Annotated in this window: 27 protein-coding genes; 15 read left to right on the top strand and 12 right to left on the bottom strand. The window is 70.9% G+C overall.

Annotation, left to right across the window (positions count from 1 at the left end; genetic code table 11):
- Positions 1 to 6: 6 nt before the first annotated feature.
- The 4 genes from AB0D04_RS01210 to AB0D04_RS01195 all read left to right on the top strand — a co-directional run bounded on the left by AB0D04_RS01210 (position 7) and on the right by AB0D04_RS01195 (position 5,837).
- Positions 7 to 285 carry a hypothetical protein gene (locus tag AB0D04_RS01210; protein WP_362697776.1) on the top strand — a complete coding sequence of 93 codons (279 nt, stop codon included), beginning with the start codon at positions 7 to 9 and terminating at the stop codon, positions 283 to 285.
- Positions 286 to 393: 108 nt separating this feature from the next.
- On the top strand, positions 394 to 1,674 hold the full coding sequence (locus tag AB0D04_RS01205) for a sensor histidine kinase (protein WP_362697773.1): 1,281 nt from the start codon (positions 394 to 396) through the stop codon (positions 1,672 to 1,674).
- Positions 1,675 to 1,736: 62 nt separating this feature from the next.
- Positions 1,737 to 2,426: a response regulator transcription factor gene (locus AB0D04_RS01200; protein ID WP_362697770.1), complete on the top strand. Its 690-nt coding sequence runs from the start codon at positions 1,737 to 1,739 to the stop codon at positions 2,424 to 2,426.
- 204 nt (positions 2,427 to 2,630) lie between these two features.
- Positions 2,631 to 5,837, top strand: a complete 3,207-nt coding sequence (locus AB0D04_RS01195) for an efflux RND transporter permease subunit (RefSeq protein WP_362697767.1) — start codon at positions 2,631 to 2,633, stop codon at positions 5,835 to 5,837.
- Between the two features lie 69 nt (positions 5,838 to 5,906).
- On the opposite strand, the gene AB0D04_RS01190 is transcribed toward AB0D04_RS01195, so the two are convergent.
- From AB0D04_RS01190 to AB0D04_RS01180, 3 genes are read right to left on the bottom strand one after another with little or no spacing between them, the layout of a single operon-like run.
- Positions 5,907 to 6,641: a hypothetical protein gene (locus AB0D04_RS01190; protein WP_362697764.1), complete on the bottom strand. Its 735-nt coding sequence runs from the start codon at positions 6,639 to 6,641 to the stop codon at positions 5,907 to 5,909.
- A gap of 56 nt (positions 6,642 to 6,697) precedes the next feature.
- Entirely contained in the window at positions 6,698 to 6,997 is a 300-nt protein-coding gene (locus AB0D04_RS01185; RefSeq protein ID WP_362697761.1) for a hypothetical protein, read from the bottom strand.
- Positions 6,998 to 7,039: 42 nt separating this feature from the next.
- Positions 7,040 to 7,813 (bottom strand): hypothetical protein, encoded by a 774-nt coding sequence (locus AB0D04_RS01180; protein ID WP_362697758.1) that lies wholly within the window; start codon positions 7,811 to 7,813, stop codon positions 7,040 to 7,042.
- Positions 7,814 to 7,933: 120 nt separating this feature from the next.
- On the opposite strand from AB0D04_RS01180, the gene AB0D04_RS01175 reads away from it, so the two are divergent.
- The 3 genes from AB0D04_RS01175 (at position 7,934) to AB0D04_RS01165 (ending at position 11,715) form a co-directional block, all read left to right on the top strand.
- Positions 7,934 to 8,314 (top strand): hypothetical protein, encoded by a 381-nt coding sequence (locus AB0D04_RS01175; RefSeq protein ID WP_362697755.1) that lies wholly within the window; start codon positions 7,934 to 7,936, stop codon positions 8,312 to 8,314.
- 171 nt (positions 8,315 to 8,485) lie between these two features.
- The gene (locus AB0D04_RS01170; protein WP_362697752.1) at positions 8,486 to 10,048 is read left to right on the top strand and encodes an SMI1/KNR4 family protein; all 1,563 of its coding nucleotides are present in this window, start codon (positions 8,486 to 8,488) and stop codon (positions 10,046 to 10,048) included.
- 101 nt (positions 10,049 to 10,149) lie between these two features.
- Positions 10,150 to 11,715 (top strand): SMI1/KNR4 family protein, encoded by a 1,566-nt coding sequence (locus AB0D04_RS01165; RefSeq protein WP_362697749.1) that lies wholly within the window; start codon positions 10,150 to 10,152, stop codon positions 11,713 to 11,715.
- A gap of 41 nt (positions 11,716 to 11,756) precedes the next feature.
- Here AB0D04_RS01165 and AB0D04_RS01160 read toward each other — a convergent pair whose 3' ends face one another.
- Positions 11,757 to 12,608: a helix-turn-helix transcriptional regulator gene (locus AB0D04_RS01160; protein WP_362697746.1), complete on the bottom strand. Its 852-nt coding sequence runs from the start codon at positions 12,606 to 12,608 to the stop codon at positions 11,757 to 11,759.
- Between the two features lie 242 nt (positions 12,609 to 12,850).
- Here AB0D04_RS01160 and AB0D04_RS01155 point away from each other — a divergent pair, with 242 nt between their 5' ends.
- A complete protein-coding gene (locus AB0D04_RS01155; RefSeq protein WP_362697743.1) occupies positions 12,851 to 14,290 on the top strand; it encodes an MFS transporter in 1,440 nt (479 codons plus the stop codon).
- 15 nt (positions 14,291 to 14,305) lie between these two features.
- Here AB0D04_RS01155 and AB0D04_RS01150 read toward each other — a convergent pair whose 3' ends face one another.
- From AB0D04_RS01150 to AB0D04_RS01140, 3 genes are all read right to left on the bottom strand, one after another.
- Positions 14,306 to 15,217, bottom strand: coding sequence for an alpha/beta hydrolase (locus tag AB0D04_RS01150; RefSeq protein WP_362697741.1), 912 nt, complete (start codon positions 15,215 to 15,217; stop codon positions 14,306 to 14,308).
- Between the two features lie 89 nt (positions 15,218 to 15,306).
- Positions 15,307 to 15,504 (bottom strand): DUF397 domain-containing protein, encoded by a 198-nt coding sequence (locus tag AB0D04_RS01145; protein WP_362697738.1) that lies wholly within the window; start codon positions 15,502 to 15,504, stop codon positions 15,307 to 15,309.
- Positions 15,483 to 15,797, bottom strand: coding sequence for a Scr1 family TA system antitoxin-like transcriptional regulator (locus AB0D04_RS01140; RefSeq protein WP_362697736.1), 315 nt, complete (start codon positions 15,795 to 15,797; stop codon positions 15,483 to 15,485). The genes AB0D04_RS01145 and AB0D04_RS01140 overlap by 22 nt, the downstream gene beginning before the upstream one ends.
- Between AB0D04_RS01140 and AB0D04_RS01135 the strand changes: the two genes are divergently transcribed.
- From AB0D04_RS01135 to AB0D04_RS01125, 3 genes are read left to right on the top strand one after another with little or no spacing between them, the layout of a single operon-like run.
- Positions 15,765 to 16,019 (top strand): hypothetical protein, encoded by a 255-nt coding sequence (locus tag AB0D04_RS01135; protein ID WP_362698288.1) that lies wholly within the window; start codon positions 15,765 to 15,767, stop codon positions 16,017 to 16,019. The two genes, AB0D04_RS01140 and AB0D04_RS01135, sit on opposite strands and share 33 nt — an antisense overlap.
- Positions 16,019 to 16,273: a hypothetical protein gene (locus AB0D04_RS01130; protein ID WP_362698285.1), complete on the top strand. Its 255-nt coding sequence runs from the start codon at positions 16,019 to 16,021 to the stop codon at positions 16,271 to 16,273. The genes AB0D04_RS01135 and AB0D04_RS01130 overlap by 1 nt, the downstream gene beginning before the upstream one ends.
- The gene (locus AB0D04_RS01125) at positions 16,270 to 16,473 is read left to right on the top strand and encodes a hypothetical protein (protein ID WP_362697734.1); all 204 of its coding nucleotides are present in this window, start codon (positions 16,270 to 16,272) and stop codon (positions 16,471 to 16,473) included. Before AB0D04_RS01130 ends, AB0D04_RS01125 begins: the two co-directional genes overlap by 4 nt.
- Here the strand turns inward: AB0D04_RS01125 and AB0D04_RS01120 are convergent.
- On the bottom strand, positions 16,470 to 17,516 hold the full coding sequence (locus AB0D04_RS01120; RefSeq protein ID WP_362697731.1) for an ATP-grasp domain-containing protein: 1,047 nt from the start codon (positions 17,514 to 17,516) through the stop codon (positions 16,470 to 16,472). The genes AB0D04_RS01125 and AB0D04_RS01120 overlap by 4 nt on opposite strands.
- 188 nt (positions 17,517 to 17,704) lie before the next feature.
- On the bottom strand, positions 17,705 to 18,892 hold the full coding sequence (nadA, locus tag AB0D04_RS01115) for a quinolinate synthase NadA (RefSeq protein ID WP_362697728.1): 1,188 nt from the start codon (positions 18,890 to 18,892) through the stop codon (positions 17,705 to 17,707).
- Positions 18,893 to 19,243: 351 nt separating this feature from the next.
- Between nadA and AB0D04_RS01110 the strand changes: the two genes are divergently transcribed.
- A complete protein-coding gene (locus tag AB0D04_RS01110) occupies positions 19,244 to 19,600 on the top strand; it encodes an iron-sulfur cluster assembly accessory protein (RefSeq protein ID WP_362697725.1) in 357 nt (118 codons plus the stop codon).
- 128 nt (positions 19,601 to 19,728) lie between these two features.
- On the opposite strand, the gene AB0D04_RS01105 is transcribed toward AB0D04_RS01110, so the two are convergent.
- Positions 19,729 to 21,249 (bottom strand): hypothetical protein, encoded by a 1,521-nt coding sequence (locus AB0D04_RS01105; RefSeq protein ID WP_362697723.1) that lies wholly within the window; start codon positions 21,247 to 21,249, stop codon positions 19,729 to 19,731.
- A 126-nt stretch (positions 21,250 to 21,375) separates the two neighbouring features.
- A complete protein-coding gene (locus tag AB0D04_RS01100) occupies positions 21,376 to 21,606 on the bottom strand; it encodes a hypothetical protein (protein WP_362697720.1) in 231 nt (76 codons plus the stop codon).
- A 159-nt stretch (positions 21,607 to 21,765) separates the two neighbouring features.
- Between AB0D04_RS01100 and AB0D04_RS01095 the strand changes: the two genes are divergently transcribed.
- Positions 21,766 to 22,740: a carbohydrate kinase family protein gene (locus AB0D04_RS01095; protein ID WP_362697717.1), complete on the top strand. Its 975-nt coding sequence runs from the start codon at positions 21,766 to 21,768 to the stop codon at positions 22,738 to 22,740.
- A gap of 15 nt (positions 22,741 to 22,755) precedes the next feature.
- Here the strand turns inward: AB0D04_RS01095 and AB0D04_RS01090 are convergent, their stop codons facing one another.
- Positions 22,756 to 24,165 carry an aminotransferase class V-fold PLP-dependent enzyme gene (locus tag AB0D04_RS01090; RefSeq protein WP_362697714.1) on the bottom strand — a complete coding sequence of 470 codons (1,410 nt, stop codon included), beginning with the start codon at positions 24,163 to 24,165 and terminating at the stop codon, positions 22,756 to 22,758.
- A 306-nt stretch (positions 24,166 to 24,471) separates the two neighbouring features.
- On the opposite strand from AB0D04_RS01090, the gene coxB reads away from it, so the two are divergent.
- Both coxB and AB0D04_RS01080 read left to right on the top strand, forming a co-directional pair.
- Entirely contained in the window at positions 24,472 to 25,434 is a 963-nt protein-coding gene (coxB, locus tag AB0D04_RS01085; protein WP_362697711.1) for a cytochrome c oxidase subunit II, read from the top strand.
- Positions 25,431 to 26,026 (top strand): cbb3-type cytochrome c oxidase subunit I (locus tag AB0D04_RS01080; RefSeq protein ID WP_362697708.1); only part of this gene is annotated, 596 nt, incomplete at its 3' end. The genes coxB and AB0D04_RS01080, both read left to right, overlap by 4 nt.

Here is a 26,026-nt window from a genome sequence, read left to right as displayed (position 1 = left end):
ACCGTCGTGATCGTACGGATCATGGGGGAGGGCCAGGTGGAGGTGGCGAACAGCCACTTCATCGAGCTCAACAAGCTGGACGACGAGCTGCTCGACGAGATGGAGAGCGGCGACGAGGAAGGCTTCCGGCGCACCCTTGCGGCCCTGCTGGACGCGGTGCGCCGCCTCGGTGCACCTCTTCCGGACGAATCCCTGGAGCCGTCCGAACTGATCCTGCCGTCCCCGGACGCGACCCTCGACGAGGTCCGCGAGATGCTCGGCGACGAGGGCCTCATCCCCGGCTGACGGCCGCCGGAAGCGGCCCGCCGAACGGCTCACCCAGCACCTCCACTCCAGCGCACCACGGACAGCGCCCCGGCCCCCGGTGGGACCGGGGCGTTACCGTTTCCTCTTGTGACCTCCCTCGACCGCGCCCCGGAAGCAGCCCCCGACGGCCGCCGCGCCGGCCGCTTCCAGTGGCACCGGACGCATCCGCTCGCGTTCGACGCCGCCCTGGCCGCGGTGTTCTTCGCGGCGACGCTGTGCGGCGCGGTGGCCGATCCGCACGGCCCGCACGGCCCCCGGTTCGGCGTCCGCGAACTGTCGGTCACCACCGTCGTGCTGGCCGGGCTCGCCTGCACCGCGCTCGTCGCCCGCCGCCGCTTGCCCCGCAGCGTCCTGGCCGTCACCGGCTCGCTCACCGTCGTCGAGATGATCGCCCGCTCCAGCGACCCCCGGGCCCCCGTCGCCTTCTCCGCCGTCCTCGCGCTCTACACCGTGGCCTCCCGTACGGACCGGCCCACCACCTGGCGCGTCGGCGCGCTGACCATGGTCGTGCTCACCGCCTCCGCGATGCTCTTCGGTGAGCGCCCCTGGTACGCCCAGCAGAACCTGGCGATCTTCGCCTGGACGGGCATGGCCGCGGCCGCGGGCGACGCCGTACGCAGCCGCCGGGCCTACATCGACGCCATCCGCGAGCGCGCCGACCGCGCCGAGCGCACCCGCGAGGAGGAGGCCCGCCGCCGGGTCGCCGAGGAGCGCATGCGCATCGCCCGCGAGCTGCACGATGTCGTCGCGCACCACATCGCCCTGGTCAACGTCCAGGCCGGCGTCGCCTCCCACGTCATGGACAACCGGCCCGACCAGGCCAAGCAGGCCCTCGCCCATGTCCGCGAGGCGTCCCGCTCCGCCCTCGACGAACTCCGCGCCACCGTCGGCCTGCTGCGCCAGTCCGACGACCCCAAGGCCCCCACCGAACCCGCCCCGGGCCTGGGCGTCCTGGACCAGCTCGTCGACGGCTTCGTCCGCGCCGGCCTCCCCGTCGTCCTCGAGATGCCGCCCGCGCCCCAGTCCCTGCCCGCCTCCGTCGACCTGACCGCCTACCGCGTGGTCCAGGAGGCGCTCACCAACGTCCACAAGCACGCCGGTGCCGGGGCCCGCGCCACCGTACGGATCATCCGCACCGAGGCCGCGCTGACGCTGACCGTCCAGGACGACGGCGGCCAGGCGGACGGCGTCCCTGCCCAGCGGGCGGACGAACCGGCGGACACCGGCGGCGGCCACGGCCTGATCGGCATGCGCGAGCGGGTCTTCGCGCTGCGCGGCACGGTCGTCACGGGCCCCCGCGCGAGCGGCGGCTTCCAGGTGCGGGTCACCCTGCCGCTGCACACCGCCCGTACGGACGGGACGACATGACGCCGGACACCGCGCCGAGCAGGGCACGGAGCCGGGAAAGCCACCACGACGGGGGAGAGACCATGACGATCAAGGTGCTGCTCGCCGACGACCAGATGCTGCTGCGCAGCGCGTTCCGGATCCTGGTCGACTCCGAGCCCGATATGCAGGTCGTGGGGGAGGCCTCCGACGGCGCCCAGGCCTATGAGCTGACCCGCACCAGCGGCGCCGATGTCGTCCTGATGGACATCCGGATGCCCGGTGTGGACGGCCTGGCCGCCACCCGCATGATCAGCCAGGACCCGGAACTCACCGACGTCAAGGTGGTCATCCTGACCACGTTCGAGGTCGACGACTACGTGGTGCAGTCGCTGCGGGCCGGCGCCAGCGGCTTCCTCGGCAAGGGCGCGGAGCCGGACGAGATGCTCAACGCGATCCGTATCGCGGCGGCCGGTGAGGCGCTGCTCTCGCCCGTCGCGACCAAGGGGCTGATCGCCAAGTTCCTTGCGCAGGGCGGCAGTTCGGACGAGGGGGGCGGTCCGGGCGGCCGCGGCGCCGAGCGGCTGGCGACGCTCACCGGCCGCGAGCGCGAGGTACTGGTCCTGGTGGCCGGCGGCCTGTCCAACGACGAGATCGCCGAGCAGCTGACGGTCAGCCCGCTCACCGTCAAGACACACGTCAACCGCGCCATGGCCAAGCTCGGCGCCCGCGACCGCGCCCAGCTGGTCGTCATCGCCTACGAATCCGGACTGGTCCGCCCCCGGGTGCAGTGAGCCGCACGCGGGCGCGGCAGGGCCCGTACGCCCACAGGTGCAGAACGGGTGGAGCCTCCCGTACTCCGAACGCGGTACGGACGGGGCCCCGAAACCGACCTGCGAGCGAGGAAAACGGCTCTGGGCATGGCGGAAGGTGTACGTGGGCCCGAGTGGGCCCCGCCGGTCTTCCGGACTTTTCTGAACAGAAGAGAGACCCCACCCATGTCCTGGCTGTCCCGACTCAGCCTCGTACAACGGGGCCTGATAGCGCTGATGTCGATCGTCGCGATCGCCTTCGGCGCCATCGCGATCCCGCAGCTCAAGCAGCAGCTCCTGCCCTCCATCGACCTTCCCATGGTGTCCGTGATCGCGCCGTATCAGGGCGCTTCACCCGATGTCGTCGAGAAGCAGGTGATCGAGCCGCTCGAGGACGGCATCCAGGCGGTCGACGGCATCAAGAGCGTCACCTCGACATCGAGCGAGGGCTCGGGCGTCGTCATGGCGCAGTTCGACTACGGCAACGACTCCAAGGCGCTGGTCGCCGATGTGCAGCAGGCGGTGAACCGTGCCCGCGCGAAGCTGCCCAAGGATGTGGACCCGCAGGTGGTCGCTGGTGGCACGGACGACCTGCCGGCCGTCGTCCTCGCCGTCTCGTCCGCCACGAAGGACCAGCAGACTCTCGCCGACCAGCTGGACCGCAGTGTCGTACCCGGCCTGAAGAACATCGACGGCGTCGGCCAGGTCAGCGTCAGCGGCGTCACGGACCGGATCGTCGCCGTCACCCCCGACGACAAGAAGCTCGCCGCCGCCGGACTCAATGCCACCGCGCTCGGCCAGGCGCTGGACGCCGGCGGTGCGTCGGTGCCGGCGGGGTCCTTCTCCGAGGACGGCAAGAGCCGGACCGTCCAGGTCGGCGCGGGCTTCACCTCCGTCAAGCAGATCAAGGACCTGACGATCGCGCCGGCGGGCGCGGGCGCGGGCGGCGCGGGAGCGGGAGCGGGGGGCGCGGGCGCCTCCGGCGGACCCGCCGCCGAGCCCGTCCGCCTCGGCGATGTCGCCACCGTCAAGGAGCAGTCGGCCACCCCGACCTCGATCACCCGCACCAACGGCAGGCCCAGCCTCGCCATCACCATGACGATGGACCAGGACGGCAGCGCCGTCGCCATCTCCGACGCGGTCCAGGACAAGCTCCCCACGATCCGTCAGGACCTGGGCAAGGGCGCCGAGGTCACCGTCGTCTCCGACCAGGGCCCGGCCGTCTCGAAGTCGATCGAGTCGCTGACCACCGAGGGCCTGCTCGGCCTGATCATGGCCGTGGTCGTGATCCTTCTCTTCCTGCTCAGCCTCCGCTCGACCCTGGTCACCGCGGTCTCCATCCCGCTCTCCGTCGTCATCACCCTCATCGTGCTGTGGACGGGTGACCTCTCCCTCAACATGCTCACCCTGGGCGCGCTGACCATCGCGATCGGCCGCGTCGTCGACGACTCCATCGTCGTCCTGGAGAACATCAAGCGGCACCTGGGCTATGGCGAGGAGCGCCGCGAGGCCATCCTCACCGCCGTCAAGGAGGTCTCCGGCGCGATCACCTCCTCCACCCTCACCACGGTCGCGGTCTTCCTCCCGATCGGCGTGGTCGGCGGCATGGTCGGCACCCTCTTCGGATCCTTCTCGATCACGGTGACGGTCGCCCTCCTGGCCTCCCTGATCGTCTCGCTCACGGTCGTCCCCGTCCTGTCGTACTGGTTCCTGCGCGCCCCCAAGATCCCGGCGGGCACCACCGCCGACGAACTGCGCCGCGCGGCCGAGGAGAAGGAGGCCCAAAGCCCCCTCCAGCGCCTCTACGTCCCGGTCCTGCGCTTCGCCACCCGCCGCCGGCTGACCAGCCTGCTCATCGCCGTCGTCATCCTCGTCGGCACCTTCGGCATGGCCCCGCTCCTGAAGACCAACCTCTTCGACCAGGGCGACCAGGACACCCTCACCGTCAAGCAGGAGCTCGCGCCCGGTACGAGCCTCGGCGCATCCGATGCCCAGGCCAAGAAGGTCGAGAAGCTGCTCGCCGGCACCGACGGCATCGAGGACTACCAGGTCACCGTCGGCTCCTCCGGCTTCATGGCGGCCTTCGGCGGCGGCAGCGGCGCCAACCAGGCCACGTACCAGGTCAAGCTCAAGAACTCCGACGACTCCGCCAAGGTCACCGACGACCTGCGGGCCGGCCTCGACAAGCTCGGCACGTCCATCGGCGACACCACCGTCACCGCGGGCGGCGGCGGCTTCGGCAACCAGGACCTGAGCGTGGTCGTCAAGGCCGGCAACGCGGACGTCCTCGATGAGGCCTCGGAGAAGGTCCGTAAGGCGGTCGCCTCCCTGGACGACGTCACCGACGTCCAGAGTGACCTCGCGCAGAGCGTGCCGCGGATCTCCGTCACGCCCAACGCCAAGGCGGCGGCGGCCGGTTACAGCCAGACCACCCTCGGCGGCCTGGTCGCCCAGGCCGTCCGCGGCACCACCACACAGAGCAAGGCCGTCCTGGACGACACCGAGCGCGATGTCGTCATCAAGACCGCCCACCCGGCCACCACCGAGGCCCAGCTGAAGAACCTCGCCGTCCCGACCCCGTCGGGCACGGTCAAGCTGGGCACCATCGCCACCGTCAAGACGGTCCCCGGCCCGGTCCAGATGACCCGGATCGACGGCGCCCGCTCGGCGACCGTCACCGCCAAGCCGACCGCCGACAACACCGGCGCGGTCAGCACCGCGCTCCAGAGCAAGATCAACGACCTGAAGCTCCCCGAGGGCGCGACCGCCAAGATCGGTGGCGTCTCCCAGGACCAGTCCGACACCTTCGGCTCCCTCGGCCTGGCGATGCTGGCCGCGATCGCCATCGTCTTCCTGCTCCTGGTGGGCACCTTCAAGTCCATCGTCCAGCCGCTGATTCTCCTCATCTCGATACCCTTCGCCGCGACCGGCGCGATCGGCCTGCTGGTCGCCACCGGCACCCCGATGGGCGTCCCGTCGATGATCGGCATGCTGATGCTGATCGGCATCGTGGTCACCAACGCCATCGTGCTGATCGACCTGATCAACCAGTACCGGGCACAGGGTTACGGCGTCGTCGAAGCCGTCATCGAGGGCGGCCGCCACCGCCTCCGCCCGATCCTGATGACCGCCCTGGCGACGATCATGGCGCTGCTCCCGATGGCCCTGTCCATCACCGGTGACGGCGGCTTCATATCCCAGCCGCTCGCAGTCGTCGTGATCGGCGGCCTGATCACCTCCACCCTCCTCACCCTCCTCCTCGTCCCGACGCTCTACGCGGTGATCGAACTCCGCAAGGAACGCCGGGCGAAGAAGAAGGCAGCGAAGCGGGCGCAGAAGTCCGGCCCGCAGGCCGAGGAGCCCGAGCGGACTCCGGAGCCGGCCGGGGTCTGATCCGGCGGCCCGACGGCACAGTGCCCCCGCAGCCGAATGTCCTGGCTGCGGGGGCGCTCCGGCATTGCGTCACGCGGTGCCCTCCGGCCAGTGGCCGCCGGGGAACGCGGAATTGTCGCCGGCCTCGCCCTTGACGACGGTCATCTGCTGGGTCTGGACGGCCAGCACGGCCGCCAGGGTGGTGACCGCAGCGATGATCAGGCCCGCGCTGACCGTCGTCTCGCCGACGATGAGCGCGGCCCCGGCCCAGGAGAAGACCACCGAGCCCAGGGCCCCGATGGCCCCGATGGCGGTGATGATGTACTGCGCCACGATGACACCCAGCGCCACATAGAACGCGCACCCCGCGACGGCGGAGGCGGTGAGGGCCGTGGACACCTTGTCGGCGAGCGTCTCGATGGACGTGGCGGCGGTGGTCTGCGACTTGACGGCGCCGCTGTAGGAGTCGGCGGCCTTGCCCTTCCACTCCCTGGTGGCCTTCAGCGCGTCGGGCGCGATCTCACCGGCCACATTGGACGCCTTCGCCCGTACCTGGTCCTGCCAGTCGGAGGCGTAGAAGAAGAAGGTGACGGGCGCCGCCACCCCCTCGAGGCACTCGCCGATCTTCTTGATCAGCCACTTCCCCATCTCCAGCAGTTTGTTCGCCGCCCAGATGATGGCGTCCTTCACGAAGCCCGGGATGAACGAGTTGGACGACATGGAGTTCGCCTTGGAGCTGACCTGGTTGAGTTTGCCCTCCAGCGTGGTCACGCCGGAGGTGAGCTTGGTGGTGGCCGCTTCGAACTGCGCCGTGCTGAATGCCATGTGCACTGCCCCCTGTGGGTGTTCGTGGCGATGGTCCTGCGTTCAGCGCGGTCGGGTCAGTACGTGCCCTCGACCGACTCCGTGGTGTCCGCCTCGTTGTTGTCGTACGCGTTCGCGTTCTTGACCAGGGCGTCGGCGATCTGCGACATCCGCTGGTTCCCCTCCCGGCACCGGTCGGCGACCTGGGCGACCGCGTCCTGGTACGCGAAGCACAGGACCTGGAAGAGCCCGGCCTGGAGATGGGAGAGGTTCAGGCCTTCCACGGAACCGGCGATACCGCTCAGCTCCTCCGCGTTGCGATCCCAGACCCGGGACTCCTTGCGCAGTGCATCAGTGATGACATCCGTATCGGCCATGACGGTGCTCTCCTGTCCTGTGACGGCGATTCCGACGGCGGCTCACGGGTTCCCGTACCGCTCCGGGTTCTTGAGAATGGCCATGGCCTCGTCGTACAGGCCGTCGAGCACCACCTTCGGACCGGCCGCCGACTCGGCCTCGGCGAGCGCGGCGGCGAGCCGGCCCCGCGCCTCCGCGAGCGCCGCGTCGAGGGCGCTGCCCAGGCTCACGGAGGACTCGCCCGCGGCCCAGGAGCCGTCCACCTCGCAGGACACCAGCGCGCCCTGCTGCACCGTCACCGTGACCCGGCCCCGCGCGCCGGAGCCCGTTCCGGTGACGGGCTCTCCCGAGGTGGGCGAATCCGCGGCGGCCTGGGCGGCGTCCAGGGCCGAGAGCATGTCCTCGGTGACCTCGTCGATGGGGCGCGGGATGACGTGACCGACGTCGCGCTCCGCGGCCGGCGGCTGCGGGCCGGCCCCGGCCCCGGCCCCGGATCCGGCCGCGCCGTTGGCGCCGGGGGCGTCGTCGAACAGACCACGCCGGGCGGCCTGTTCCATGGCGAGCGACCACGCCGCCATGCGCTGCTCCATCGCCGCACCGCACGCCTCGACCACCGCGGACCCGAACGCCGCCCCCGCGCTGCGCCGCTGCCAGTCGGTGGCCACCTGGAAGCGCGCCGGGAGCCCGTCGGCCCCCAGCGTGACCCGTACCGCACCCCGGGCGTCCGCACCTTCGGCCTCCGGGGGAACGCTCTCCTCGATTTCGCGCATCGTGCGCTGGACGGCGGCGGCCTGTTGTTGGAACTGTTCAAGCTCCCGTTGGAAGCTGTCGGACACGAGTCCCCCTGTGGGTAGGTCGGCAACCTGTCACCCCGCGACGCTATTGAGGGGGCCGAGTACCGTCAATGGTGCGTAAGGAAAAGTCAATGACCGGACAAATTAGGGGAGTTGTGGCGCGTGGCTGAACGCGAAGAGAAGAAGGTCCTGCCCTTCACCTGGGCCGCCATCGCCCTCGTGGTGTTCGGGGGCTCCTTGTACGCGAGCCTGTCGGGTCTCTATGGAAGGACAACAAAAACCTCCGCGCTCCACACCCCGGTGCTGGTCACGGCCCTTCTCCTTGCCGCCGCCCTGATCATCGCGGTTGCCCTCCCGCGCACCTCCCGCCGGGCGCGCTGGTGTCTGGCCCTGGTCACGGCCGTGGGATCGGGCCTCGTCCTGATGCTGGCGCTGACCGGCCCGGGTGCGGAACTGATTCCGCTGCTGCTGGGGGCGGCGGCGATGGACGGCGTCGCCATCCATCTGATGCGGACCGGCCCTGCCGGTCGTGGGGTGCGGTGACCGCCTCAGCCTGAGAGGGGCGATGAACGCCGTCCGGGCGGGGAGAGTCGCCGGTGGTCGCGGCACGGCTGCCCTGCGCCGCCCTCGCCGGGCGTTGTCAGTGGCCCGTGCTACGACTTGATAGCAGATCAACTCACGTACGGAAACGGCTACTTGATGACAACAATGGCCATGCCCGACCCGAAAATCGCCGCCCTGCTGCGCGACATGGCCGCTCAGGCGGCCGCCGCGGCACCGCCCGGCTGGCAGGACGCACGCCTGCGCTGCACCACCGAAAGGAAGAAGCCGGACCTCAGCGTCCTGTCGTACGGCATGCCGGACGGTCAGCGGCGTCGCGGCGCACTCGACCTGTCCGGCAGCGCCGGCCGACTGCGCGAGCTGACCGGCACCTTCCTGGAAAAGCTGACCGTCGCGCTGACGGCCGACCCGTCGGGCCGCTTCGAGGCGACCGTGGGGGAGACGGAGCTGAGCGGGCCCACCCTGTACGAACGCGAACTGGACGGCAGCCTCACGCCGCCCGACCGGGGCGACGAGCAGGACGGCCCGCCTTCCTCCGCCACGCCTGCCGGCGACCCCGACGAAGCCGTCCGCCTCTTGCGCAGATACCTGCGCCTCCGGGCGGAGATCATCGGCCACGAGGAGGAACTCCCGCCCCCGGCCGACCCCTCGGACCTGGCCGCCCTGGAGGAGGAGATCGGCGTCGCCCTGCCCGCGGACCTCCGCGCGCTGTACGGCATCTGCGACGGCGACCGCCCCTTGGAGACCGGCCTGCTGAACCGCTGGCCCTGGTTCGGCGCCGATCAAGTCGCCAACGTGCATGCCCACTGGGAGGAGTGGGCCGAGCGCGAGTGGGAGGACGAGCCCCACATGCGGCCCGTTTTCGACGCGAACCCGCCTGGCGCCGTACGACGCTCCCTCAACCGCCCCGGCTGGATCCCCTTCGCGCACAGCACTGGCGGCGACCACCTCGCCGTCGATATGGACCCCGGCCCCGCGGGCCGCCCCGGCCAGGTCATCCGCACCGGCGTCAGCCACGCCCAGGGTCCGCACTACGTCGCCGACTCGATCACCACCTTCCTGCGCCGGCTCGTCGAGGCGCTGGAACGCGGCGACCACACCTACGAACCCGGTGACCTGAGGTACGAGGCCGACCTGCCCGACCGGCACGAAGCCGAAGAGGCCCGCGAGTGGAACGTCACCGGCTCCCCCTCCCTTTCCCCGGGTGCACATCCGTTGGTCCAGCGGCTCAGGGCCACCCACACCAACGACCTCGCCTTCGTCCGCCAGGCCCCGAGCCTCAACACCCTGGACCTGACCTGCGGCACCTCCCTGGACCTGACCCCTCTGCGGGACGTCCCGCTTGAATCCGTGGTCCTCAACCTCCCGTCGATCGACCTCACTCCCCTCACCCTCCGCTCGGACCTCCGCGCCCTGACCCTGACCGCCAGGACCCCGGTCGATCTGGCCCCCCTTCGCGGCCTCCCGCACCTGTGGGCCCTGGACATCTCCCGCGCCCCCGTGGACTCCATCGAGGTCATCGCCGACCTGGACAACCTGTGCTACCTCGCCCTCCGCCACGACCAGTGGAAAGAGTTGTGGCGCCGCACGGACCGCCTCCCCGTACTCGCCGCCGTGCGCCTGCACGCCGTGGCGCCAGCGGGCAGCTATCGGTTGATGTGCCGATACGGTTCCCCGCCCCAGTACTACTCCGGAGCGTTCACGTCCCGGCCGTAACCGCACCGCCCGGCGATATCGAGCACCACACCGCACCGAAAGAGAAGTCATCAGCCATGGGACGCAAACAGCCCACTGACACAACCGAAGTACTCAGAACCATGGCCGCGCACGTCCTCAAGTCGGCCCCGGAGGAGTGGGTGCGCGGTCGGGTGCGGGCATCGAGGGCGAAGGATTCCCCCCAGTGCCGGGCGGAGTACGAGCTGCGCGACGGCGAGACGCTTTCCCTGGCCGAGCACGCCCAGCACGCCCAGCGCGCCCTGGGAAAGCCTGCCGGGACGTTGCTGCGCCATCTGTCCCTGGTGGAGCTGTCCGTCGAGCCGTCCGGCCGGTTCGAGGCCTTCACCAGTGAGGCAGTCGACCGGTCCGCAGACGGCCAGGACCGTCTGCGGTACGTCCTCAAGCCCGGAACCCCGCTGCCCGATACGGGCGACGAGCAGGACGGCCCCGCGGACCCGACCCCCGCGGGCGATCCGGACGAAGCCGTCCGGCTGTTCCGCGACTTCTTCCACCGAAGCGCGGAGATCCTGGGGTACGGCCCTGAGCCCGGGACCGAGTTCTCCTTCGAGACCGACGCCGGCCTGGCCGCCCCTCTGGACGCGGCGCAGCGGGAGGAGCAGACGGCCGCCGCGGACGTGACGCTCCCCGCCGACCTGCTGGCCCTGTACGCCCTGGCGGATGGCGATGACGGTGATTACTACACGGGCATCTTCGCTGGATACATGTGGTTCGACCTTGCCTACACGCTGAGTGGGACCCACTACCGGAGCGAGGGTGACTGGACCGACGGCGATCCGCTTTCCCCAGTCCTGGAAGCCTCCCCACCGGAGACCGTGCGACGGTCGCCGAACCGCCGGGGCTGGATCCCGTTCGCAGGCAGCGAGAAGAGCGACTGCCTCGCGGTCGACATGGATCCGGGCCCCAACGGCCGCCCTGGGCAGGTGATTCGCCTGGGCGGCGACGACCCATGCGTATACATCGCAGACTCCGTCACGACGTTTGTGCGCCGCCAGGTGGCGGCGCTCGACCGCGGCGACTATTTCGTCCATGGCGACGAACACCTGGACGTCGATGCCGGATTCCGCGAAGCGCCAGCGCCCGGGGATACGGCATGGTGGCGCGTCGAGGACGGCTCCCTGCGGGACATGCCACGCGACGTCCAGTGCGTCACGGCCTGGGAGGCCGCCAGCGGCACCGATCTGGAGCCGCTGCGCGGGGCGCCGCTGCTGCGCGAGGTGAACTGGCACGGTCAAGGCTCCCTGGACCTGGCCCCCCTCCGCGACACTCCCCTGGAGTCGCTCCGCCTGACCCTGGAATCGGTCGACCTGACCCCACTGACCGGACACCCCACGCTCCGCGTCGTGGAGCTCGGCACGGAGCGGCCGGTGGATCTCGGCGCACTGCGGACCCTCCCGCGATTGCAGGGTCTCGATCTCTCCCGGGCCGTCGTCAGCGGCACAGAGGTGATCGCTGAGCTGGACGGACTGCTGTTTCTCTGCCTGAGCTACGAGCAGTGGCGGGAACTCGGCGAACAGATCGGCGCACTCTCCTCACTCGCCGCGGTCGGCCTGGGCGGCACCCCCTCACCGAGCGAGATCCACACATGGACAACCCTCTTCGCGGCCGATCCCGCACGGGGCGGCCACCAGCTCTACACCGGCCGATGAGCAACGACCGCGGAGAACGCCGCGGGGAAGCCGGCCACCTCTCACGTCCCGGCCGCACCCGCCGCGGGCTCCAGCCGCAGCATCGCCGCCTCGTCCGCACTGCCGGGCGGGGCCTGGTAGACGACGAATCGCTGCCCGCCCGTCCGGGCCAGCTTCATGACCTCGTACGTGAGCGTCATCGCGCCGACCTTCGGGTGCGCGAAATTCTTGGTGCCGCCGCCGCGCTCCTTCACGTCGTACCGGTCCCACAGCCGCGCGAAGTCCGTGGATTTCAGCAGGAGTTCCCCCACCAGGGCGGCCATCTGGGGAGAGTCCGGATCGGCGCCGCCGATCGCACGCAGATGCGCCACCGACTTGGCGACGGTCTCCTCCCAGGGCTGGTAGAGCCGGCGCCCCATCGGGTGCAGGAACAGATACCGCGTGACATTGCGCTGCTCCGGCGGCCAGTCCCACAGACCGGGCAGCAGGCGCCGTCCCGGCGGGTTGGCGGCCAGCATGTAGCTGTGCGGGCTGACGACGTACGCGGGCAGCGGGCGCACCGCCTCCAGCATGCGCAGAACCGATGCGCGCACCGTGTGCTCGGCGGTGGGGCACGGCTCCGTGAAGCGCCCCGAGGCGAGTTCGGCGAGGTCGTGCAGCCGCTCGTGGGCGTCTCCGCTCAGGCGCAGGGCACGGCCGAGAGCGTCGATCACCGCCGCCGACGGGTTGGTCTCGCGCCCGCGCTCAAGCCGCGTGTAATAGTCCACGCTCACGCCTGCCAGCGTCGCCAACTCCTCGCGGCGCAGACCCGGCGTGCGACGGATCCCGGTGCCCGCGGGCAGCCCCGCTTCCTCGGGGGTGATCCGCGCCCGTCGCGCCCGTAGGTATCTGCCCAGTTCCGTGCCGTCTGCCATCCGTTCATTGTCCCCGGTGGCCGCCGTCGTTGGGGGGCCGTGTCAGGGCCAGGAACGCGGCACCCCGGAGCACTGCGCCCTGCCACCGCGCGGTGCGGCCGGACAGACTGGTCACGTTGCGGGCGGCCCGGCCGCCGCGGTCCCAGGGGGCGCAGGACGCCGGACCGCGGACGCGGTGGACGGTGCCGCCCGCTCAGCGCCCCGCGGCGGCTCTTCCCTCGAAACGCAGGAGGTCCTCGTTCATGTCGTCCCCCACTGCCGCACGGCAGCGAAGGCCCGCACCCCCCATGGCACACCACCAGGTGCCGTCCGCTCCGTCCGCCTCCGTCGCGCTGATCGTCTCCCTGCTCGGCTTCGCCGTCATCACCATCGATGTCTCCGCCGTCAACATCGCGCTGCCCGCCATACGTACGTCCCTCCACAGCGGTATGGCCGGGCTGCAGTGGGTCGTCGACGCCTACACGCTGATGTTCGCCGCGCTGATGCTCTCCGCCGGGGCCCTCGCCGACCGGGCCGGTGCGCGGCGCGCCTACGCGTGGGGAGTCGCCCTGTTCACCCTCGCCTCCCTCGGCTGCGCCCTCGCCCCCGGCATCGGCCCGCTCATCGCGGCGCGCGTCGTGCAGGGCGGCGCGGCGGCGGTCGTCATGCCCGCCTCGCTCGCGCTGATCCGGCAGGCGTACGACGACCCGCGCCGCCGTGCCCGCGCCATCGCGCTGTGGACGGTGGGCGGCTCCGTCGCCCTGGCGGCCGGGCCGGTGCTCGGCGGCGTCCTCACACAGGAGGCGGGCTGGCGCACCGTCTTCCTCCTGAACCTCCCGATCGGCGCCGCGATCCTGGCACTCCTCACGCGCACCGCCGCCTCCCCGCGCCGCCCCGCCCCCCTCGACCTGGCGGGACAGGCCACCGCCGTCCTCGCCCTCGCCGGCCTCGCGTACGGAGTGATCGAGGGCGGACACACGGGCTGGACCTCCGCACCGGTCGTCGCCGCGTTCTCCGTCGCGGTCGCCGCCGCCTTCGCCTTTTACGCCACCGAGAAGCGGCACCGCGCGCCGATGGTCCCGCTCGGCATGCTGCGACAGCGCCAGGTTGCCGTACCCCTCATGGTGGGTTTCGCCATGAACGTCGGCTTCTACGGTGTCGTCTTTCTCCTCGGCCTCTACTACCAGCAGCTGCGCGGCATGACGGGCACGGCGGCGGGGCTGATGTTCGTCCCCCTGGCGGCCATCACCACACTGATGAACGTCGTCTCCCCGCGCCTGGCGGAACGGGTGGGCCGCCGCACGGTCATCGTGGCCGGCCAGGTGGTCATGGCCCTGGCGATGTTCGCCCTGCTCCCGCTCACGGCCCACACCCCGCTCTGGCTGGTCCTGATCCTCCTGATCCCCACCGGCATGGGCGGCGCGCTGGCCGTCCCCGCGCTCACCGCCCTGCTCATGGACGCCGTCCCCGGCCACCGCATCGGCACCGCCTCCGGCCTGCTCAACGCCCTCCGCCAGACGGGCGGCGCCCTGGCCGTCGCCCTGTTCGGCGTGCTCCTCGCGGGCGGCGGCGCGGGCGGGGACGCGGAGGGCTTCTCCCTCCCCGGCATGCGCGAAAGCCTCCTCGCGGCGGGCCTCACCCTCTGCGCGACGACGGCGCTGGCCGCCTGGCTCCTTCCGCGGGACCGGGGCCGGGGCCAGTAGGGCTTCAGGGCTTTGTCAGCCGGTCTCGTCGCACTTGGTGTTCCGTAGTTCGCCGACTGTGCCTGCTGTGCTGCCTGTATGGAGCGCGGCGAGTTCCCCCAGGACCCGGGCCGCCGGCGCCGGGGCGGTCAGCCACTTCAGGTGGCTGCCCTCGAGAGTGCGGACGTCGTACGGATTGTCCGGCGTCAGCGCGTTGCCCTCGCGGATCAGCCGGTCCTGTAGGGCGAGCGGCAGGCTCGTGTCGGCGGCCAGACGGACGTAGGTCTTCGGGATGCGGCCCCAGGTCGCGGCCTGCGCCCGGTCGGTGGAGGTGCCGGCGTCCAGGTTCTCGTCGGGCTGGAAGGTGTTCAGGAAGGTCAGGAACTCCTCGTTGGTGCCGTCGGCGAGGAAGGCCGCCTTGAACGCCGCGAGCGCGTCCGGATCCGCGGTGCGGAAGTTGACACGGAGCAGGCCGAGTTCGGCCGGGCTCCCGGCCATCGCCAGCGCCAGCGAAGCGGCGTCGACCGTGGCCATCTCCGGCTCGGCGTAGTAGTCGCTGACGTCGAGATCGACCGGGCACCAGGCCGAGACATAGACGATGCGGTCGATCAGGTCCGGCCGTGCGTTGGCCGCGGCCGTGGCCGTGATGCCGCCGCGACTGTGGGAGACAAGGATCACGGGGCCGTTCCGCTTGGCCCGCTCCAGGGTCCTGATCAGGTGCGCGGCGTTGTCGGCGAGCGTGACGCCCTTGATCGCGCCCGGCGCGGTGGCGAGCCCTTCGAGATCCTGCGGCGCCTGGTAGGCGCGCGTGTAGGTCGCCCCGAATCCGTGGCCGGGCAGGTCGACGGCGACCGAACGATGTCCCAGGAGGCCGAGTTCGGCCTGGAGCGGCGCGAAGGAGAAGGAGTTCGCGAAGGCTCCGTGAACCAGTACGAACGTCGGTTGCATCTGTCTGCTCACTCTCTGACGCCCGCGGCGTCGGCCGCCCCTCCCGGCGGTCGGCCGGGATGGGCTGAACTGGGGTTTCGCCTGTCGCCTCAGCCCTTGAGGGCGGCGATGAACGCCGCCCAGGCGGGGTCGGGGATGGCGAGCGCCGGGCCGTGGGGGTTCTTGCTGTCGCGTACGGGGACGATGCCGGGGAAGTCGTCGGCGATCTCGACGCAGGCGCCCCCGTTGGCGTTGCTGCAGCTGCTCTTACGCCGGCGGGCATTGCTCAGTTCGGGGGTGTGACGCATGGCTCGTAGTCCTCCCTCGCTTTCCGGATCAGTTCCGCCGACTCGGCCAGCGAGAGAGCGTTGGCACGCACCACCTCGTACTGTCGCCGCCACCGCTTCGCCGCCTCCCGCCCCTCGTACAGATGGGAGGCCTCGATGCCTTCTTCGGAGGCGATCGTCGAGCCGGCGGGGAGTGCCGGCAGGATCAAAGTGCCGTTCATGAGCCAGTACGGACCAGCGCTGAATGGCATCACCTGAACCCTCCTGTCCGGAGTATCCACTTGCTCGAGCAGGGAAGCGAGTTGTTTGTCCATGCACTCCTTGCTGCCAACCGGCCGCCGGAGAGCGGCTTCGCCGAGCCGCCGCCCGTCATCGGCGGCCCGCGCCACCGCCACGTACCGGTGCCCCCGCGCCCGCGCCGTAAGCCCGAAGTCCCGCTGTCCGGCGACGCGTCCGAGCCGATCCGGCCGTACGCCCTCACCCCGGAGGAACTCCGGCAGCGCCGGCAGCGCCGGCGCGCGAAGGCGGCCGCGTGATGACGCACGACATGACGGACGGCATGACGCACGACCGGGCGTACGACGGCGAGGGCGCGCCGCTCCGCCTCCTGCCGTGGACGACGCCGGAGGGGGAGCCGTGCTACCTGAGTACGGACGACCCGGACAGCCGGCTGTCCGTGCTCGCGGACGACATCGAGGAGAGACGCTCGCCGGGGCGGCGGGCCCGCTCGAGGAGACCGCGTCGCTGCCTGCCCTCCCGGCGGCGGATTTCCGGGGGCTGTGCCGCATGATCGCCGCCCTTCACAAGGCGCTGCGGGACGTCTTACGGATCGCCCTCAGCCGCGGCGCCCGGCTGCCCGAGCCCTGCGACCACGGTGAGACCGAGGAGCGGGCGACGGCAAGACCTGCTGCCGGGCCTGCCGTCGGCAGATCTGCCTCTAGGAAGCATCCCGTTCGCCGGATCCGCCGCGGCAACGCCGACTTCCTCTAGGCCGACGCCCGTGCCCACACCGGCTCGGAGACCGCGATCGCGTGGTGGACCACGACGAGCCGGCCGCCGGGCCTGGGCGGCGGCAGTTCGCCGGGGTCGCCGTACAGCAGCAGCCGCACGGCGGCCCAGGGCATGTTCACCCCGGCCAGGGCCGTCTGATAGAGGCCCGCGGAGGCCCTGGCGTTCGCTTCGAGCAGCACAGGTCGCCCCTTCCAGTGGCGGAACTGGACGTTGGACAGGTACGCGAGGGGGAGGTGGCCGACGACCCGCCGCGCGAGCTCCGTCAGCTCCGGGGCGTCCAGCAGCGTCCGGACCTTGCCCTCCTTGGCCCGGGGGACCGCGGTCACCAGGGTGCCCGCCGGATCCGACAGGCAGTCGACGCTGATCTCCGGCGGGTCCAGGTACGGCATCACGATGAACCCACGGACGGGCTCGCCCCGCTCCTTGGCACGCCGCAGCGCTTCCGCGGCCTCGGCGACCGACACCCGGGGCTGCGGGGGCAGTTCGAGGTCCGTGAGCTCCTGCGGAGCGTCGTCCAGGACGCGGAAGCCGTTGGCGGAGTACTCGCCCGCCGGTTTGAGGCACAGGGGGCCGCAGGTGTCCGCCATCTCCTCGACCGCGCTCCGCAGCCCGTCGGCGTCGGTGATCACCCGCCAGGGGGCGAGTGGAACGCATGCGTCCGCGGCGGCCGCGTACATGCGGCTCTTGCTGGTCACGAGGCGCGCCGTCGCGGCGGGCGAGCACATGACCTCGGTGCCGATCCGTGCGAACGCCGCCGCGCGGTCCGCGAACGCCGCGAGGCGCGCGGACGGCATGACCACATCGATGCCGTGCCGCCGGCAGAAGTCGATCGCGAAGCCGAAGAACTCGTCGTCGGCCGCCGGCTCGATTCCGGCCACGTCACAGGCCCGGAGCGCCGGTGCCGCGCGGTGGGTATGGGTGCCGAAGATGCGGACGTCGGCGTGGTCCGGGTTCTCCCGCAGCAACGGGAGAAGGTGCATCCTGTCGGGCCAGATCCCGTTGAACCAGATGCGTACCTCCACGTCGCACCTCACATCCGACGCAGTCCGACGCAGCATCCGACGCCCTGGGACCGTCCGGAACGGACTGCGGGCGTCCTGACCACAGGGTCCGGACTACGGGCGTCATGATCAGCGTGACACACATCCGGGGCCCGCACCGTTCGGTGCGGGCCCCGGCCCAGCTGTCTTCTCCGGCGTGCCTACGGCAACTACGGCAGCGCCAGCATCCGCTCCAGCGCCAGCTTCGCGAAGCTCTCGGTCTCCCTGTCGACCTCGATGCGGTTGACCACCTTGCCGGCCGCCAGCGACTCCAGGGTCCACACCAGGTGGGGGAGGTCGATGCGGTTCATGGTCGAGCAGAAGCAGACCGTCTTGTCGAGGAAGACGATCTCCTTGTCCTCGGCGGCGAAGCGGTTGGCCAGGCGGCGGACCAGGTTCAGTTCCGTACCGATGGCCCACTTGGAGCCGCGGGGGGCGGCCTCCAGCGCCTTGATGATGTATTCCGTGGAGCCGACGTAGTCCGCCGCGGCCACGACCTCGTGCTTGCACTCGGGGTGGACCAGGACGTTCACGCCGGGGATGCGGGCGCGGACGTCATTGACCGAGTCGAGGGAGAAGCGGCCGTGGACGGAGCAGTGGCCGCGCCACAGGATCATCTTGGCGTCCCGCAGCTGCTCGGCGGTCAGGCCGCCGTTCGGCTTGTGCGGGTTGTAGAGCACGCAGTCGTCGAGCGACATGCCCATGTCGCGGACGGCGGTGTTGCGGCCCAGGTGCTGGTCGGGCAGGAACAGCACCTTCTCGCCCTGCTCGAAGGCCCAGTCCAGGGCCCGCTTGGCGTTGGAGGAGGTGCAGATGGTGCCGCCGTGCTTGCCGGTGAAGGCCTTGATGTCGGCGGAGGAGTTCATGTACGAGACGGGGACCACCTGGTCGGCCACCCCCGCCTCCGTCAGCACGTCCCAGCACTCGGCGACCTGCTCCGCCGTCGCCATGTCGGCCATCGAACAGCCCGCGGCCAGGTCGGGAAGGATGACCTGCTGGTCGTCGCCGGTGAGGATGTCCGCCGACTCGGCCATGAAGTGGACGCCGCAGAAGACGATGTACTCCGCGTCCGGCCGGGCGGCCGCGTCCCGCGCGAGCTTGAAGGAGTCGCCGGTCACATCGGCGAACTCGATCACCTCGTCGCGCTGGTAGTGGTGCCCGAGGACGAAGACCTTGTCGCCGAGCTTTTCCTTGGCGGCGCGGGCGCGCGCGACGAGGTCGGGGTCGGACGGCGCCGGCAGGTCGCCGGGGCACTCGACGCCGCGCTCGCTCTTCGGGTCGGCCTCGCGGCCGAGGAGGAGCAGGGCCAGCGGCGTCGGCTGGACGTCCAGGGGCTGGGCGGTGGTCACGACACGCACCCTCTCTTCTCTGCAGACAGCTCTTAGGCAGGCGCCTTCCTCGGGCATCCTGCCTTTTCGTCTATTTGACGCTATCTATCATAACTGCTTCACGTCAGTTTGACGATGGCCATTGTGTCGATGTGACGTATCCGCCTTCCCCTTGCACTTCACGGCCCCGCCCCCTTCCCGTTCCGGCCCCGTCCCCTTTCCCGCCCCTCCGTGTGACCAGGCAGCCACCTGCGCCCGCCCGGTCATGTGCGAGCATGAAGAAAGAAGGTCAAGGACAAGTTGCGCGCTGCCGGAATAGATCCGGGGGCCCTTCGGTTGCAGCCGAGGGCAAGCGGTCCGTACAACCCGGGAGAGATGTAGATGAGCGTTCAGGACGAGCAGACCACCGTCAGCGACGGCATCATCCTGTCCGACGCGGCCGCGTCGAAGGTCAAGACCCTGCTGGAGCAGGAAGGCCGGGACGACCTCGCGCTGCGGGTGGCGGTCCAGCCCGGCGGCTGCTCCGGACTGCGCTACCAGCTCTTCTTCGACGAGCGCTCGCTCGACGGCGATGTGGTCAAGGACTTCGACGGCGTCAAGGTCGTCACCGACCGGATGAGCGCCCCCTACCTGGGCGGCGCCTCGATCGACTTCGTCGACACCATCGAGAAGCAGGGCTTCACGATCGACAACCCGAACGCCTCGGGCTCCTGCGCCTGCGGCGACTCCTTCAGCTAAGAAGGCCTGCGGCCTTCAGTCACGAAGGCCGCAGGGTAAGAACGGCGAAGGGCGGCGCCCCCCCCGGAAGGGGGAGCGCCGCCCTTGTCGTGCTGCTTCCGCTGTCGTGCTGCTGCCCGCGTCCCGCGCTAGTGCTTCGGGACCGACTTGCCGGTCGAGGCATCGATCACCTTGCGGCCGTCCAGCGGCTTGTCCAGCGTCACCGACCGGGTGAACTCCTTGGCGATCTTCACACAGACCTGGTGCGGCTTCTTGTCCTTGCCGACGACCTGCGTCTTGACGGTCGTGCCCGACTCCTCGGCGCTCACCGTGTAGGTACTGCACACGCCGCCCCAGAAGTGCAGCGTCAGCTTCTTGCCGCCGTCGGCCACGGCGTACGACTCCAGCGCCATGGCGCCGGGCTTGCCGGACGGCTTCTGCGGCGGCCCGCCGGGGGTCTGCGAGGGGCGGTCGGGGGTGTGCGCCAGGTACTTCGGGTTCACGGCGGGGTGCGCGACCGTCGACGTCGCGTCCGGGCCGTCCTCCGCGCCGGGCTGCCGCACCGTGTAGAGCCACGACGGGACCAGCGCCTGCCCGCCGTCCACGTACTGCACCGCGAGCCCGAAGACCGCGCCGGTCACCTCGGTCGGCTTCTGGCCCTTGGTCGGCGAGGGCTCGCAGGGCGCGATCGGGGTGCCGCCCTTCTTGCCCGGGGGCGTCGAGGGGCAGGCGGCCGGCTTGCGCCCGTCGCCCGAATTCAGCCGGTCCAGGGTCTTGTCGGCGCTCAGTACGGGATAGTCGGCGCCCTTGACCGGATGCGCCAACTGGCCGCTGCCGCCGACCACTTGACCGTCCGAGCCGACCTGCAGATCGCTCTGCCAGCCGTACGTCGGCAGCCCGCCGAGCACCGGGTCGGCGGTCACGATCCGCACCGCACCGGACAGCCCGCTCGCATCGAGCCGGGCGTTCTCCTGGCCGAGCGCCTTCAGCGCCGGCCGCACGGCCTTCTTGGCCCGCTCCGCCGACACCGCGCCCTTGCCGCTGCCGTCGTCCTCGGTGGACGCGTCCCCGCCACCGCGGTACGAGGGGCAGCCCGGCCTGCTGGACGCGGTGCCGGCGTCGCCCTTCGGCGAGGCGGGCAGCGCACAGTTCGTGCCGCCGGGGGTGCCGTACTGCGAGTACGTCCACGACCCCGACCCGGTCTTGTTGACCTGGAGCACGGGGCTCCGCGCGTCCCGCGTCAGCCCGCCGACCTTCCAGGCGGTGCCCTCCGACCGCACCTTTCCGGTCACATCCAGCGCCTTCGCCAGCCGTTCCACGGCCGCCTTGCCGATCTGCCCCTTCGGGCGGTACACCGGCGCCGAGCCCGGGCCGGCGGGCAGCTGCTTCACCGCCTTGTAGTGCGCACCCTGCGGATTGGGCTCACCCGCCGCGATCCCGCCGCCGGTGTAGCCGTCGAGGGCCAGCGGCGGCGGATCGCCCTTGGCCGCGGCCCCCGCAGGGGTGTCCCCGCCGCCGGACGCGGACGAGGCCCAGTACGCCGCGCCGCCCCCGGCGAGCAGTACCGCGGCGGCCATCGAGGCGATCACGAACCGGCTCGGCCGCCTGCGCGCCACGGGCTCCGGGCTCTCGGGGGTCGCCCCGGTGTCCTCGGTGTCCTCGGTGTTCACCGCATCGCTCCTTCAGCTCCGCCGAACATCTGACGTGCCATCCTCCAGGAAGCCGTAAGGCCGCTTCCAGGAGGTCTGGACGCAGATGGGACGGAGCCGGGGCGCGCGCGGTTCCCTCCGCGGTACTCAGTCGCCGTACTCGGACATCCCGTCGACGAGTTCGGCCGACTTCGCCGGGACCTTGACCCCGTGGAGATCGGAGGCCTTGCCCGGAGCGGGTGCGCCGGACCGCCCGGCCCGGAAGCGCGGTGCCATCCGCGCGCAGTCGCCGCGCAGCTGATCGAGTGACTCCGGATCCGCCGCGGCGGACCGGGAGGGGGGCGCGGGGGGTGTGACGGCTTTCACAGGCTTGGTCATAGGGGCACGGTACGCAGCCGCCTAACGCGAAGAAAGACCTACTATTGGGTAGTTTCAGTATGTCCAATCGTCCGGGATGACCGGGTGGCACAGCGCTACGCCCGGTAGCGTTGTCCTACGTCCGCCCGTCCCTCCGCCCTCCGCAGGAGCAGACCCGCCGTGCGTATTGCAGTCTCCGGCTCCATCGCCACCGACCATCTGATGACCTTCCCCGGCCGCTTCGCCGACCAGTTGGTCGCCGACCAGCTGCATACGGTCTCCCTCTCCTTCCTCGTCGACCAGCTCGACGTCCGCCGGGGCGGCGTCGCCCCCAACATCTGCTTCGGCATGGGCCAGCTCGGCATCCAGCCGATCCTGGTCGGTGCCGCGGGCAACGACTTCGACGAGTACCGCGCCTGGCTCGACCGCCACGGCGTCGACACCCGCTCCGTCCGCATCTCCGAGGTCCTGCACACCGCCCGCTTCGTGTGCACGACCGACGCCGACCACAACCAGATCGGCTCCTTCTACACCGGCGCCATGAGCGAGGCCCGGCTGATCGAGCTCCAGCACGTGGCAGAGCGGGTCGGCGGGCTGGACCTCGTCCTGATCGGCGCGGACGACCCCGAGGCGATGATCCGGCACACCGAGGAGTGCCGCAGCCGCAAGATCCCCTTCGCCGCCGACTTCTCCCAGCAGATCGCCCGCATGGACGGCGACGGCATCCGCACCCTGATGGAGGGCGCGGCCTACCTCTTCTCCAACGAGTACGAGAAGGGCCTGATCGAGTCGAAGACCGGCTGGACCGACGAGGAGATCCTGGCCAAGGTCGGCACCCGCGTCACCACCCTCGGCTCCAACGGCGTCCGGATCGAGCGGGTAGGCGAGCCGGCCATCGAGGTCGGCGTCCCGGAGGAGAAGGCCAAGGCCGACCCCACCGGCGTCGGCGACGCCTTCCGCGCCGGCTTCCTGTCCGGCCTGGCCTGGGGCGTCGGCCTCGAGCGCGCCGCGCAGATCGGCTGCATGCTGGCGACGCTGGTCATCGAGACCGTCGGCACCCAGGAGTACGAGCTGCACCGCAGCCACTTCATGGACCGCTTCACCAAGGCATACGGCCACGAGGCCGCCGCCGAGGTCCGGACGTATCTCGCCTGAGCACCTGAGCAGACGTCACACGGAGCGGCGGACCACATAGGCGACACCCCGGTCCGCCGCCTCCTGTCCCACGTACTCCTGCTTCTGCGTCCAGCACCACGCCGGAATGTCCACGGCCGAGACCTCGTCGTCCGACAGGACGGTGACGGTGCCGCCCACCCGTACCCGGCCGATGGCCCTGCCCAGTTCGATGACCGGAACCGGGCAGCGCTTGCCGAGCGCATCGACCACCAGCCCGGCCTCCTCCGTCACGGATTCCTCCGCGGCAGCGGGCGCCGGCCGCTCCGTCGGCACCCCCAGCCGCTCCCGCACCTCTCGCACCGTCCCCGGCAGCACCTCCAGGAACCGCTCCACCTCCGCCTCGGGCGTGCCGTACGGGAGCGACACCCGGACATTCCCCTCGGACAGCACACCCATCGCGCGCAGCACATGGCTCGGCGTCAGAGTGCTGGACGTACAGGACGATCCGGACGAGACCGAGAAGCCCGCGCGGTCGAGCTCCTGGAGCAGGATCTCGCCGTCGACGTAGAGGCACGAGAACGTGACGAGATGGGGGAGACGGTGGGCCGGGTCGCCGACCACCTCCACATCGGGGACCTGCTCCGGCACCCGGCGGCGGATCCGGTCCACCAGCTCCCGCAGCCGCCCCGCTTCGTCCCGTTCCGCGCCGGCCTCGGCGCGCAGCGCCCGCAGTGCCGCGGCGGCCGCGACGATCGCCGGGAGGTTGCCGAACCCGGGCACGCGGCCCGACTCCCGTTCGTCCAGGGGGCCCTGGGGCGCGAAGCGGGTGCCCTTACGGACGGCGAGCAGACCGACGCCGGGCGGGCCGCCCCACTTGTGGGCGCTCGCCGTCATCAGCGACCAGGCACCGGGCACCGGCCCCCAGGCCAGCGACTGCGCCGCGTCCACCAGGAGGGGCACCCCCGCCTCCTGGCAGTGGGCCGCTACCTCCTCGACCGGCTGTTCGGTTCCCACCTCGTGGTTGGCGGACTGGAGACAGGCGAGCGCGGTGCCGGGCAGGAGCGCCGCGGCGAAGTCCGCCACCGCCACCCGGCCCGCACGGTCCACACCCACCGCCGCCGCCGTGCCGCCGGCCGCCTCGTGGACCTCGGCGGCGTGCAGCACGGAGGAGTGCTCGACGGCGGAGTGCACCAGGCGGCGGCCGACACGCCGACGGGCGGCCAGCGACCCGAAAATCCCGGAATGCACCGCCTGCGTCCCCGAAGGGGTGAAAACCAGCTCGTCGGGGCGGCAGCCCACCGCCTCCGCCGCGGCCTCCCGCGCCGCGTCCAGCAGCAGCCGCGCCCGCCGGCCCTCCCGGTAGAGGCGGGCCGGGTCGGCCCACCCCTCGTCCAGAGAGGCGAGCAGGGCCTCCCGGGCGACGGGATGCAGCGGGGCGGCGGACGCGGCGTCGAAGTAGGGCACGTACGAGACGGTAGAACACCGGTCCGCCGCCCCGCGCGCGAGAGGGCGGGGGCGACGCCGGGCACGCCGTCAGATGCCTGGTGGGGCGGGGTATTCGGGGGTCCGGAAGGGGGCCCGGGAAGGACACGCCCACCCCATCGGGGTGCCTCGCGGCGCGTTGGGCACCCTCCCCGCGCGACCCCAAATAGCGTCCAGTAGGGTTTGGTCCGCATAAACATCCAAACCCCTGCCCGACGCAGGGCGGCGACCGACCAGCGAGTAAGGCCGCAGCCGACCGCGCGGGCGAGACTCTCGGGAAGGCGCTACGTGAGTCCCAACGGCTCCGACCGCTCGTCGCGGCGCCCGATGCGGCGGAAGCTGCCGCAGGTGCTTGCTGCGGGCCTGGTCCTTGCGACCGCTACTGGTTGCACATATAAGGACTTCCCCCGCCTCGGCATGCCGACGCCCGTCACCGACGAGGCGCCGCGGATCCTCTCTCTTTGGCAGGGCTCCTGGGCCGCCGCCCTCGCAACGGGCGTGCTGGTCTGGGGCCTGATCATCTGGAGCGTGATCTTCCACCGCCGCAGCAGGACCAAGGTGGAGGTCCCCACTCAGACGCGGTACAACATGCCCATCGAGGCGCTGTACACGATCGTCCCGTTCATCATCATCGCGGTGCTCTTCTACTTCACCGCGCGCGATGAGAGCGCCATTCTCAAGACTTCCAAGAAGCCGGACCACGTCATCAACGTGGTGGGCTTCCAGTGGAGCTGGGCGTTCAACTACCTGGAGAACGTGGACGGCGACAAGAAGTCCACCGGGATCAATTCTCCCGAACTCTCCGCCATCCCGGACAAGTGGAAGAAGTCCGCTCCGGCCGGCGCGGACGGCGTCTACGACACGGGCATCCCGGGCACGAAGAACCCGCAGACCGGCAACCCGGGCCCGACCCTGTGGCTGCCGAAGGGTGAGACGGTCCAGTTCGTCCTCACGTCGCGGGACGTCATCCACTCCTTCTGGGTGGTGCCGTTCCTGATGAAGCAGGACGTCATCCCGGGCCACACCAACGTCTTCGAGGTGACCCCCAACAAGGAGGGCACCTTCATGGGCAAGTGCGCCGAGCTCTGCGGCGTCGACCACTCTCGGATGCTCTTCAACGTCAAGGTCGTCTCCCCCGAGCGGTACCGGGAGCACCTGAAGGACCTGGCGAAGAAGGGCCAGACCGGATACCTGCCGTCGGGCATCAAGCAGACGGATCACGCCAGGAATGCGGAGACCAAGAACCAGTGAGCATCCTCAACGAACCTCAGGGTGCCGCCGCCGAGAAGGCTCCGGCAGCACCGCCCGTACGCAAGAAGCAGCCGGGTATCGCCGCGGTCAAGTGGCTCACGACCACCGACCACAAGACCATCGGCACGATGTACCTGGTCACGTCGTTCGCGTTCTTCTGCGTCGGCGGCCTGCTGGCGCTGCTGATGCGCGCCGAGCTGGCCCGCCCCGGCGAGCAGATCATGACGAACGAGCAGTTCAACCAGGCGTTCACGATGCACGGCACGATCATGCTGCTGATGTTCGCGACGCCGCTGTTCGCCGGTTTCGCGAACTGGATCATGCCGCTGCAGATCGGTGCGCCCGACGTGGCGTTCCCGCGGCTGAACATGTTCGCCTACTGGCTCTACCTCTTCGGCTCGCTGATTGCGGTGGCCGGCTTCCTCACCCCGCAGGGTGCGGCCGACTTCGGCTGGTTCGCCTACTCCCCGCTGTCGGACGCGGTCCGCTCGCCGGGTGTCGGTGCCGACATGTGGATCATGGGTCTGGCCTTCTCCGGCTTTGGCACCATCCTCGGTTCGGTCAACTTCATCACCACGATCATCTGCATGCG

This window comes from Streptomyces sp. NPDC048483 (genome assembly GCF_040651455.1).
In the GTDB taxonomy this organism is placed as follows: Bacteria; Actinomycetota; Actinomycetes; order Streptomycetales; family Streptomycetaceae; genus Streptomyces.
This window is presented reverse-complemented; position numbering and strand designations above follow the sequence as displayed.

Excerpts from the sequence above, each read along its gene's own strand:
- AB0D04_RS01200 (WP_362697770.1), top strand. The coding sequence starts at position 1,737 with ATGACGATCAAGGTGCTGCTCGCCGACGACCAGATGCTGCTGCGCAGC.
- AB0D04_RS01195 (WP_362697767.1), top strand. The coding sequence starts at position 2,631 with ATGTCCTGGCTGTCCCGACTCAGCCTCGTACAACGGGGCCTGATAGCG.
- AB0D04_RS01190 (WP_362697764.1), bottom strand. The coding sequence starts at position 6,641 with ATGGCATTCAGCACGGCGCAGTTCGAAGCGGCCACCACCAAGCTCACC.
- AB0D04_RS01185 (WP_362697761.1), bottom strand. The coding sequence starts at position 6,997 with ATGGCCGATACGGATGTCATCACTGATGCACTGCGCAAGGAGTCCCGG.
- AB0D04_RS01170 (WP_362697752.1), top strand. The coding sequence starts at position 8,486 with ATGCCCGACCCGAAAATCGCCGCCCTGCTGCGCGACATGGCCGCTCAG.
- AB0D04_RS01165 (WP_362697749.1), top strand. The coding sequence starts at position 10,150 with ATGGCCGCGCACGTCCTCAAGTCGGCCCCGGAGGAGTGGGTGCGCGGT.
- AB0D04_RS01160 (WP_362697746.1), bottom strand. The coding sequence starts at position 12,608 with ATGGCAGACGGCACGGAACTGGGCAGATACCTACGGGCGCGACGGGCG.
- AB0D04_RS01155 (WP_362697743.1), top strand. The coding sequence starts at position 12,851 with ATGTCGTCCCCCACTGCCGCACGGCAGCGAAGGCCCGCACCCCCCATG.
- AB0D04_RS01150 (WP_362697741.1), bottom strand. The coding sequence starts at position 15,217 with ATGCAACCGACGTTCGTACTGGTTCACGGAGCCTTCGCGAACTCCTTC.
- AB0D04_RS01145 (WP_362697738.1), bottom strand. The coding sequence starts at position 15,504 with ATGCGTCACACCCCCGAACTGAGCAATGCCCGCCGGCGTAAGAGCAGC.
- AB0D04_RS01140 (WP_362697736.1), bottom strand. The coding sequence starts at position 15,797 with ATGGACAAACAACTCGCTTCCCTGCTCGAGCAAGTGGATACTCCGGAC.
- AB0D04_RS01130 (WP_362698285.1), top strand. The coding sequence starts at position 16,019 with ATGACGCACGACATGACGGACGGCATGACGCACGACCGGGCGTACGAC.
- AB0D04_RS01125 (WP_362697734.1), top strand. The coding sequence starts at position 16,270 with ATGATCGCCGCCCTTCACAAGGCGCTGCGGGACGTCTTACGGATCGCC.
- AB0D04_RS01110 (WP_362697725.1), top strand. The coding sequence starts at position 19,244 with ATGAGCGTTCAGGACGAGCAGACCACCGTCAGCGACGGCATCATCCTG.
- AB0D04_RS01100 (WP_362697720.1), bottom strand. The coding sequence starts at position 21,606 with ATGACCAAGCCTGTGAAAGCCGTCACACCCCCCGCGCCCCCCTCCCGG.